The organism is Duganella lactea (assembly GCF_009857505.1).
Taxonomy (GTDB): domain Bacteria; phylum Pseudomonadota; class Gammaproteobacteria; order Burkholderiales; family Burkholderiaceae_D; genus Rugamonas; species Rugamonas lactea.
The window spans coordinates 64,139-73,903 of the sequence record NZ_WWCP01000029.1 but is presented as its reverse complement, the minus strand read 5'-3'; the positions used below and the strand labels follow the sequence as shown (position 1 = coordinate 73,903).

General features: G+C 65.5%; 8 protein-coding genes. 7 read left to right on the top strand and 1 reads right to left on the bottom strand.

Annotated elements, in window-relative coordinates:
- The 3 genes from GTP44_RS20145 to GTP44_RS20135 form a co-directional block, all read left to right on the top strand.
- On the top strand, positions 1-132 hold a 132-nt coding region (locus tag GTP44_RS20145; protein ID WP_478210402.1), incomplete at its 5' end, for an EF-Tu C-terminal domain-related protein.
- A gap of 124 nt (positions 133-256) precedes the next feature.
- Complete coding sequence (gene rpsJ / locus GTP44_RS20140; RefSeq protein WP_160992645.1) at positions 257-574, top strand: 30S ribosomal protein S10; 318 nt, start codon at positions 257-259, stop codon at positions 572-574.
- 104 nt (positions 575-678) lie between these two features.
- Positions 679-1,521, top strand: coding sequence for a DUF817 domain-containing protein (locus GTP44_RS20135; protein ID WP_161020804.1), 843 nt, complete (start codon positions 679-681; stop codon positions 1,519-1,521).
- Between the two features lie 7 nt (positions 1,522-1,528).
- On the opposite strand, the gene GTP44_RS20130 is transcribed toward GTP44_RS20135, so the two are convergent.
- A complete protein-coding gene (locus tag GTP44_RS20130) occupies positions 1,529-2,800 on the bottom strand; it encodes an ROK family transcriptional regulator (RefSeq protein ID WP_161020803.1) in 1,272 nt (423 codons plus the stop codon).
- Positions 2,801-3,113: 313 nt separating this feature from the next.
- On the opposite strand from GTP44_RS20130, the gene GTP44_RS20125 reads away from it, so the two are divergent.
- The 4 genes from GTP44_RS20125 (at position 3,114) to GTP44_RS20110 (ending at position 9,700) form a co-directional block, all read left to right on the top strand.
- Complete coding sequence (locus GTP44_RS20125) at positions 3,114-6,101, top strand: TonB-dependent receptor (RefSeq protein ID WP_202424156.1); 2,988 nt, start codon at positions 3,114-3,116, stop codon at positions 6,099-6,101.
- A 91-nt stretch (positions 6,102-6,192) separates the two neighbouring features.
- Positions 6,193-7,218 (top strand): cupin-like domain-containing protein, encoded by a 1,026-nt coding sequence (locus tag GTP44_RS20120; protein WP_371867280.1) that lies wholly within the window; start codon positions 6,193-6,195, stop codon positions 7,216-7,218.
- Between the two features lie 116 nt (positions 7,219-7,334).
- A complete protein-coding gene (locus GTP44_RS20115) occupies positions 7,335-7,955 on the top strand; it encodes a response regulator (RefSeq protein ID WP_308494385.1) in 621 nt (206 codons plus the stop codon).
- On the top strand, positions 7,952-9,700 hold the full coding sequence (locus tag GTP44_RS20110) for a hybrid sensor histidine kinase/response regulator (RefSeq protein WP_161020802.1): 1,749 nt from the start codon (positions 7,952-7,954) through the stop codon (positions 9,698-9,700). The genes GTP44_RS20115 and GTP44_RS20110 overlap by 4 nt, the downstream gene beginning before the upstream one ends.
- The last annotated feature ends 65 nt before the right edge of the window (positions 9,701-9,765 follow it).

Below are 9,765 nucleotides of genomic sequence, written 5' to 3'. Positions count from 1 at the left end.
ATGCCAGGCGACAACGTGTCGATCACCGTTAAGCTGATCAACCCGATCGCGATGGAAGAAGGTCTGCGCTTCGCGATCCGCGAAGGCGGCCGTACCGTTGGCGCCGGCGTGGTAGCGAAAATCCTGGCCTAATTTTTAAGCCGGATTGAACCAGGGGCGGGATGGTGTGATACCATCTCGCCCCTGTGTAGCAAACTCGTTCTTTTTAAATTGCTGGCGCTACAAAGTTGCCAGTTCGCTCTTTGAGGGAATTATCATGACCGCACCAAACCAAAAAATCCGTATCCGCCTGAAAGCTTTCGACTACAAGCTGATCGACCAGTCGGCGCTGGAAATCGTTGACACCGCTAAGCGCACCGGCGCCGTTGTCAAAGGCCCAGTCCCACTGCCAACCCGCATCCAGCGTTTCGACGTTCTGCGTTCGCCGCACGTCAACAAAACCTCGCGCGACCAGTTCGAAATCCGCACCCACCAGCGCCTGATGGACATCGTCGACCCAACCGACAAGACCGTTGACGCGCTGATGAAGCTGGACCTGCCAGCTGGCGTTGATGTCGAAATCAAACTGCAGTAATCGACTGTAAGCCGGCGGCCGTGGCCGCCCGCTGAGATGGGGCCGGACGTGCAAGCGTCCGGCCCCATTGTTTTTTGCGGCTGAAGCGGCTAGAGTCTGTCGCCATGCTTGCCTCTCTGGACACCCATCTGCTGAGCGCCTCGACGCGCGACGACCAACCCGGCTGGCGACGTTTCGCCGTTGAATTCCTGTACTTCGGTATCAAGGAGGTGCGCGCCTGTCTGTTCGTGGCGCTGTTCTTCGCCAGCGTGCTGCTGGTGCCGCGCGCCGGCCTGTTCGGCCTGCCGCGCTACGATGTGCTGCTGCTGGCGGCGGTCGGCATCCAGCTCTGGATGGTCTGGGCCAAGCTGGAAACCTGGGACGAGCTGAAGGCCGTGTGCCTGTTCCACCTGATCGGCTTTGTGCTGGAGGCGTTCAAGGTGTCGGGCAGCATCCAGTCATGGAGCTATCCGGATTTCGCCTACACCAAGCTGTGGGGCGTACCGCTGTTCTCCGGTTTTATGTACGCCGCCGTCGGCAGCTACATCGTGCAGGCGTGGCGGCTGTTCGATCTGCGCATTCGTCACCATCCGCCGTACTGGATGGCGGTGCTGATCGCGCTGCTGATCTACGCCAATTTCTTCACCCATCACTACATCGGCGACTACCGCTGGTATCTGGCTGCCGCCGCGCTGGGCTTGTACGCGCGCACCACGGTGATCTTCCGCCCGCTCGACCGCGAGCGCCAGATGCCGCTGCTGCTGGCCTTTGTGCTGATCGGCTTTTTCATCTGGCTGGCGGAAAACATCAGCACCTTCTGGGGCGTGTGGCGCTATCCGAACCAGCTGGGCGCGTGGTCGGTGGTGCACGTCAGCAAATGGAGTTCGTGGTCGCTGCTGGTGATGATGACCTTCACCATCGTCGCCCATCTCAAGCACATCAAGGCGCGCATCCACGTGCCGGAATGAGCGCCGCTCAGTTCCAGGTGTGCAGGCTGGCGGCGAGGGCAGGGGACAGTTCGCCGAGCTTGCCGCTGTGGCGGCGCACCGGATCCTGGCTGTCGAACGGATGCATCAGGTAGTGGCGCGCCATGGCGGCGCCACCGATGGCGATGGCGTTGTCGCCGAAGCGCGGCGCGCGCACCGTCGGCGCGGTCAGCTGGGTGGCGAGGGCGCATTCGTCCAGCACCGCGCGGCCCGGTGCGATCAGCCGCTCGCCCAGCCGCAAGGCGGCGCCGCCGATGACGATGCACATCGGGTCGAACGCCACCCACAAATTGTTCAGCAGCACGCCCAGATGGCGGCTGGCGGCCGCCACGGCCGCCGCCGCGCGGGCGTCGCCGGCGTCGGCCTGCCTGAACAACTGTTCCAGCAGTTCAGGCGTCGACAGTTGCCGCTTGCCGTACACCTCATCCATCAGCGCCTGCAGGCCGATCAGCGCGTCGGCGCAACCACGCCGCCCGCACGAGCACAGCGGGCCGCCTTGCTGCAGGATGGTGTGGCCGACCTCGCCGGCGAAGCCGAACAGGCCGGTCAGCAGGCGGCCGTTGACGATGATGCCGGCGCCGACGCCGTAGTTGATGCTCAGGTAGATCAGCGGATCGGCGCCGCGCGCGCCGCAGAATTCCAGTTCCGCCAGCGCCGCCACGTTCGCCTCGTTCTGCAGGAACAGCGGCAGTCCGGCCAGTGCCGTGCCGGCGAAGTGCGCGCGCAGCTGGCCGGCGACGTCGATAGTGCGCCAGCCCTGGTGCGGCGCGTGCAGCAGCATGCCGCTGGCGTCGTCGACCACGCCGTGCAGGCCGGCGCCCACGCCCAGCACGGTGCGCCCGGCCAGCGCCGGGGCGGTGGCCAACGCCACCAGGCCGGCCGCCATCTGGGCGATGCAGTGGCTGGCGTCGGTCGCGCTGGCGTAGGGTAGTTCCTGCTCGGCCAGCACTTCGCCCAGCAGGTTGGTGGCGACGATGCGCGCGGCGGCGATGCCGAGGTCGGCGCCGAGCAAGGCCAGGCGGCTGCCGTCGAGGTGCAGCGGCGTCGCCCGCCGGCCCAGCGCGCCGGTGGTGCGGGCGTCGCTTTCGGTCAGCCAGCCCTCGTCGATCAGCGCGCGCACCAGCAGGCTGACGGTCGATTTGGTCAGGCCCACCGTGTCCGCCAGCGCCGCGCGCGACAAGCCGGGCGTGCTGGCCACCTGGCGCACCAGCGCCATGCGGTTGAGTCGCTTGAGTAACTGCTGGTCGCCGGCGACGATCATGGACGTGTTCCAAAAAGAGAGTGCGGCGATGATACACCAAGCTTGTCATAATGACTACGTGCCTGATGGAAGACCCCGACGACGCGCCCCAAGTGCGTGGAAACAACAGCTGGCGCGCCTATTCTATGGGCTAATTCGTTCGGGCGATTGACGAATGGAGACGTTTCTCCGATACTTATCTTGTCTAATTTGTCATATTAATGAAGTAAATTGGATCTCGCTCACGCGAATCACCAAGCCGCCATCCTTTTCCGCGGCATCCCGTATCAGATTCAGCTATAAATCAAAACAAGGAGATGAAGTGCGTACTTTCATGAAAACGTTTTCAAAACCGCCGCGCCAGCGCCGCCTGATTAGTTTGGCGGTCGCCGGCGCTTGCGCCACGTTCACCGCGGCCCACGCGCAGGACGCCACCAGCAGCAATTCGACCGACAGCATGACCAGCGCTCCCTCTGTGATCGTGACCGGTATCCGCGCCAGCTTGCAGTCGACGATGAACATGAAGCGCAACGCCGACGGCATCGTCGACGGCATTGTTGCCGACGATATCGGTAAATTCCCCGACACCAACCTGGCGGAATCCTTGCAAAGGATTTCAGGCGTGTCGATCGACCGTAGCAACGGCGAAGGGCAGAAGGTCACCGTGCGCGGTCTGGGCCCGGACTTCAACCTGGTGCTGCTGAACGGCCGCCAGATGCCGACCACCGACCTGAGCGACCTTTCCGGCCGCTCGTTCGACTTCTCCAACCTGGCGTCGGAAGCGATCTCGCAGCTGCAGGTGTACAAGACCGGCCGCGCCGACAGCCCGACCGGCGGCATCGGCGCCACCATCAACGTGATGACCGCGCGTCCGCTGGACAACCCGGGCATGCGCGCCAGCATCGGCGGCAAGGCGCTGAAAGACACGTCCAACGATCATCTGCCTGGCATGCTCAAGGGCGATAGCGTGACGCCGGAAGTCTCCGGCATTTACAGCAACACCAGCGCCGACGGCCGCTTTGGTGTCGCCGTCAGCGCCAGTCACCAGAAACGCGACTCCGGCTTCAACCGCGCCGGCCTGGCCAATGCGTATCAGGGCCCGTACCGCGGCAACCAGGTCAAGGCGGGTGAAACGCTGCCGCAACCGGGTGAGCCTGGTTCGCAGAACATCACCAACCGTCCAGGTCCGAACGATCTGTATATCATTCCGCAAAACTTCGGCTACAGCGTCAACGCCATCGAGCGCGAGCGCACCAACGGCCAGCTGGTGCTGCAATTCCGTCCGGTCAAGGAACTGACCACGACGCTGGACATGACCTATTCGGAACAAAAGATCCACACCAAGCGTAACGAACTCAGCGTTTGGTTCGCCCAGACGCCGACCTCGACCAGCAGCTGGCCGAGCGGCCACGTGGTGGCGCCGCTGACCTATCAGGAAGTGTATAACGCGCCGCAGGATATCTCGGTGATCGGTGGCGACTATGGCACCAAGACCAAGAATAAATCGATCGGCTTCAACACCGTCTGGAAGGCATCGGCCGATCTGCGCCTGGAATTCGACGCCCACCACTCGACCGCCGAGTCCGGCGCGGACAGCCCGTTCGGCACCGAAAACAATCTGTCCAACGCCAGCTTCAGCCGCGGCACCACCAAGATCGACTTCACCAAGGAATTGCCGGTGCTGAGCATGCCGGCCGCCGACCTGGTCAACCAGCCGATCCAGGCCGCTGGTTCGTGGTTCCACAACAGCTGGCAGAAAGCCACCGTCAACCAGGCCCAGGCCAAAGGTAGCCTGAAGCTGCTGGAAGCGTCGGACCTGAACTTTGGCGTCAGCTACACCGACTCGACCAACCGCTCGACCTACTCCAACGTGCAGAACAATACCTGGGGCGGCGCCAGCAAGGCTTCCGACTACCCGGCCAGCATCTTCCAGGCCAATCCGCTGGGCTCCTACTTCAAGGAGCTGAACGGTCACAACGCGCCTGAGCTGTTCGGCTCGCTGTACACCTTCGACTTCGCCACCCTGCGCGCGCTCACGGCCAAGGCCACCGGCAACGCCGCCGGCTACCTGCCGAACTTCGCCAGCGCCGACACCGACCGTGAGCTGAAGGAAAAATCCAGCTCCGGTTACCTGTCCTTTGGCACCGACTGGGATACCGCCATTCCGTTCCGCTCGACGGTGGGTGTGCGCGTCGAGCGCACCAAGGTCACCTCGGTGGCGCAGGTATTGCCGGGCACCGCCGTGGTGTGGGGCTCGCAGAACGAACTGCCGATCACCTTCGCCGGCAGCTCGTACAGCACCCAGGACGCGTCGTACACCAACGTGTTGCCTAGCTTGAACCTGGACTTCGACGTGCGTCCGGACATGAAGATCCGCGCCGGCGCCGGCGCCACCATCGGCCGCCCGCGTTACGACCAGTTGCAGGGCGGCTTGTCGCTGGGCACCATCGTCAACTACTTCACCGGCGGCACGGCCTCGGTCGGCAATCCGGCGCTGAAACCGGTCAAGTCGAAAAATCTGGACTTGTCGTGGGAATGGTATTACAGCCCGCAAAGCCTGATGTCGGTGGCCCTGTTCCACAAGAAGATGGACAACTACGCCGGCCAATCGCTGATCTCGCAGCCGCTGTATAACCTGCACACGCCGGTCGGCGGCAATTACTACAACGCCGCCATCGGCACCGGCGGCTGCGCGCCGGCGGACACCAATTGCATCCGCAATTACATCCTCGGCAATTTCGACGGTCAGCCGGGCGTGGTGAAAACCGGCGTCAAGGCGGACGGCAATCTGAACGGTAACATCACCGGCCTGCCGACCGATCCGCTGGTCAACTTCGTCACGACCACGTACTCCAATCAGAAGTCGGCCACCGTCAAGGGCGCCGAGCTGAACGTGCAGCACATGTTCGGTCGCAGCGGTTTCGGCGTCCAGGCCAACTACACCTGGGTCAGCTCGCCAACCAAGTACGACAACGCCAATACCAATGACCAGTTTGCCATCTTGGGCTTGAGCAATTCGGCCAACCTGGTGGGTATCTATGAGGACGACAAGTGGTCGGTGCGTGTGGCGTACAACTGGCGCGACAAGTTCCTGGCGGCGACGGTGGACGCCAGCAATCGCGCCGCGCCGATCTATACCGACGCCTATGGTCAGACTGACGTCAGCATTGGGTATAATTTCAACGACAGGCTGAGCTTCCAGGTCGAGGCGATCAATCTGACCAACTCGACCCAGCGCCAGTTTGGCCGGACCGAGGCGGCGACGTTGAATGTGACGCAAGCCGGTCCGCGTTACATGGTCGGAGCCCGCTACAAGTTCTGATGCGTTAATCCGGCCTGCGCCGGAATGACGGAGGCGGTAAATTCACAGGCTGTCGCCCACGCGACGGCCTGTTTTTCATGAAAGTCCGATTGTGCAAGCGATAGCTGAAATCGGCTGCGAACGCAGCCTGCAATGGCGCGGCGACGGCAGCCAGCCGTTGCCCGACGAGATACTGACGTCCACCACGCCGCTGCTGCTGCGCGGGCTGGTGGCCGACTGGCCGCTGGTGCGCGCCGCGCGCCAGTCGCCGCTGGCGGCGGATGCCTACCTGCGCCGCTTCCATCGCGACGCCACCGTGTTGGCCACCTCGGCGCCGCCCGAGACCGGCGGCCGGATCTTCTATAACGAAGACCTGAGCGACTTCAATTTCAGCACGCAGATGGTGCGCTTCGATCAGGTGCTGGACGCGCTGCGCGCCCACCTCGACCATCCGCGGCCGCCCACGTTGTACGTCGGCTCGACCACGGTCGACACCTGTCTGCCCGGCATGCGCGCCGAGAACGACCTCAACTTCGGCGAGCGTGATCCATTGGCCAGCATCTGGATCGGCAACCGCACCTGCGTGCCGGCCCACTATGACTTGCCGGACAACCTGGCCTGCGTGGCCGCCGGCCGTCGCCGCTTCACGCTGTTCCCGCCGGCGCAGTTGCGGAACCTGTACATCGGCCCGCTGGATTTCACGCCGGCCGGGCAATCGGTCAGCCTGGTCGACCCGCGGCGGCCGGACCTGGCGCGCTTCCCGCGCTACGCCGAGGCGCTGGCGCATGCGCAGTCGGCGGTGCTGGAACCGGGCGACGCGCTGTTCATTCCCAGCATGTGGTGGCACCAGGTGGAGGGCCTGGAGCCGTTCAACATCCTGATCAACTACTGGTGGCGGCAGTCGCCGGCGTTCATGGACACGCCGTTCAACACGCTGCTGCAGGCGCTGCTGACCATGCGCGACCTGCCGCCGGCGCAGCGCGCGGCGTGGCAGGAAATCTTCCGCCATTACGTGTTTGACAGCGACGGCGGCGAGGCGGCGCACATCCCGCCGCCCGCGCGCGGCATGCTGGCGCCGCTGGACGCGGCCGGCGCCCGCGCGCTGCGCGCCCAGGTACTGAATCGCCTGAACCGCTAGCGTGAGCGGCCATGCCGCGCTGGGCGGGTGGCGGGCGGTGGTGCTATGCTCGCGGCGAGCAGGACGGCTCCGCGGCCCCGCCGGAACGCTGCCTCACAGGGAAGGGTGCGGAAAGCATGTCGATGTCGCCGGTCCAGCTATTACTGATAGACGACCACACTTTATTCCGCCGCGGCTTGCGCCTGGTGCTGGCCGACACGCCACGGGTGGCCGCCATCCTGGAGGCCGATACCGTGATGGATGCGGTACGGCATCACCGCGGGCGTCCCATCGATCTGATCCTGCTCGACATCCACATGCCCGGTCTGAACGGCCTGGATGGCGTGGGCGTGCTGCAAACGCATTTTCCGTCAACCCCGATCTTGATCGTGTCCGGCGACGACGGCCAGGCCATCGAGCGCGCCGCCGCCACGCCGGGCGTGCTGGGCTTTCTGTCCAAGGCGGCCGGCGTGGAGCAGATCGAAGCGGCCATCGCCAGTTGCCTGCGTGGCGAGCGCAGCTTTCCGTCGGCGTTGCCGCCGCCGCGCCAGCGCCGCCATGCGCTGACGCCGCGCCAGCTGGAGGTGCTGAGCCATCTGTGTCAGGGCAGTTCCAACAAGGTGATCGCGCACGCCATGTCCTTGTCCGACAACACGGTGCGCGTGCATATCGCCGCCATCTTCGCTTATCTGGACGTGACCACCCGCACCGCCGCCGTGCTGCGGGCGCAGCGCGACGGTCTGGTGCGGCAGTCATGAGGCACTGGCTGCCGCGCTTCGACGCGCCGGCCATGCTGGTGGCGCAGATGGAGCTGATCGATCAGGGTTTTGGCAAGGCCATCCTGACGGCGGCCATGCTGGCCGGCGGCATTATTCTGACCACCGGCGCCTACGGCATCATTGGCTGGGCGCTGGCGATGACCGTGGTGTGCGGCATCGGCTATTACGGTCGCGCCTATTTCCCTCAGCGCAACGGCGCGGTCCAGGCGCGCCGCTATGCCGGCGCCATGATCCTGCTGTTCTTTGTGCTCGGCGTGCTGTGGGCCATCGGCGGCTGGTGGTTCATCGATCCCCGCTATCCGGCCACCGTGCTGTATTTTTTAGTCACCATTGCCTGCAGCGTCGCCGGCGGCCTGGTGTATTGCTCGCCCAGCCTGCCGGTGGTGACTGGCTATGTGCTGTCGCGGGTCTTGCCGCTCGGCGTGGTGCTGTGGCGCGTCGGCGACGTGTATCTGGCCCTCGCCACGGCCCTGTTCATGACGCTGATCCTGGGCGTGCGGAAAAGCTATTATCAGGTGTCGGCGCGCTCGATCCAGCTGCGCTTCCAGAACGACGCGCTGATCGCGCAGCTGCGCCAGCAATCCGACATCACCGACCAGGCGCGGCTGGAGGCGGAGCGGGCCAACCGGGCGAAATCGGTGTTTCTGGCCTGCGCCAGCCATGACTTGCGGCAGCCGATGCACGCGCTCGGCCTGTTCCTGGTGGCGCTGGGCCGCACCGACTTGAGCGCCAAGCAGACGGAACTGGTCGGTCATGTCGCCGCGTCGGCCGGCGCGGCGCGTGAAATGCTCAACACGCTGCTCGACTTTTCCCGTGTCGAAGCCGGCGTGATCGTGGCCCAGCCGGTGCCGGTGGCGATCCAGGCCTTGCTGCGCAAGCTGGACAGCGAATTTGCGCCGCAAGCGCGCGCCAAGCGCCTGCGCTACCGCACGCGCGACAGCGACGCCGTCGTCCTGGCCGATCCCTTGCTGTTGGAAATGGTCATGCGCAACCTGATCGCCAACGCCCTCCGCTATACGGAGCGGGGCGGCGTCCTGGTCGCCTGCCGGCGCCGGGGCGACGGCGTGGTGCTGGAGGTGTGGGACACCGGCATCGGCATCCCGGCCGCCCAGCATGCGGACATCTTCCGCGAGTTCCACCAACTGGCCAACCCGGAGCGCGACCGCCAAAAAGGCCTGGGACTGGGCCTGGCCATCGTCCAGGGCTTGCTGGCGGCCATGGGGCTGCGGATCAGTCTGGCGTCACGGGTGGCGCGCGGCTCGGTGTTTCGGGTGCCGCTGCCCGGCGCCGACCTGCCGGCCGTAGCCACCGGCGTGCTGTCGGCGGACCCGCCGGGCACGGGGCCGTCACTGGCCGGCCTGCGCCTGCTGGTGGTCGACGACGACCATCTGTCGCGCGTGGTGCTGAACGAGATCTTGTCGGGCTGGGGCTGCCATTGCCGGGCGCTGTCGGCGCTCGACGAGGTGCGGTCGGCGCTGCAGGACTTTTTGCCCGATCTGGTGATCACCGATTTCCGCCTGCGCGACCAGCGCACCGGCAACGACGTGCTGGCCACCATCGAGGACGAGCTGGGCCGGGTCGTGCCGGCCATCGTCCTGACCGGCGACACGGCGCCCGAGCGGCTGCGCGAGGCCCGTGCCAGCGGCGCCATCCTGCTGCACAAGCCGGTCGACGCCGAGGCGCTGCGGGCGGCGCTACAAGGGTTGGCCGCGCGCCCCCGCTGATGGTCGCCGGCGGCGCGCCAGCCCGCATGGCGCCTGGCTTTGCGGCATGGCGCCGCGATGGCCGC

What these genes read in the sequence shown, in the direction of transcription:
- GTP44_RS20125 (WP_202424156.1), top strand. Translation starts at nt 3,114, where the DNA reads ATGAAAACGTTTTCAAAACCGCCGCGCCAGCGCCGCCTGATTAGTTTG.
- rpsJ (WP_160992645.1), top strand. Translation starts at nt 257, where the DNA reads ATGACCGCACCAAACCAAAAAATCCGTATCCGCCTGAAAGCTTTCGAC.
- GTP44_RS20115 (WP_308494385.1), top strand. Translation starts at nt 7,335, where the DNA reads ATGTCGATGTCGCCGGTCCAGCTATTACTGATAGACGACCACACTTTA.
- GTP44_RS20110 (WP_161020802.1), top strand. Translation starts at nt 7,952, where the DNA reads ATGAGGCACTGGCTGCCGCGCTTCGACGCGCCGGCCATGCTGGTGGCG.
- GTP44_RS20135 (WP_161020804.1), top strand. Translation starts at nt 679, where the DNA reads ATGCTTGCCTCTCTGGACACCCATCTGCTGAGCGCCTCGACGCGCGAC.
- GTP44_RS20130 (WP_161020803.1), bottom strand. Translation starts at nt 2,800, where the DNA reads ATGATCGTCGCCGGCGACCAGCAGTTACTCAAGCGACTCAACCGCATG.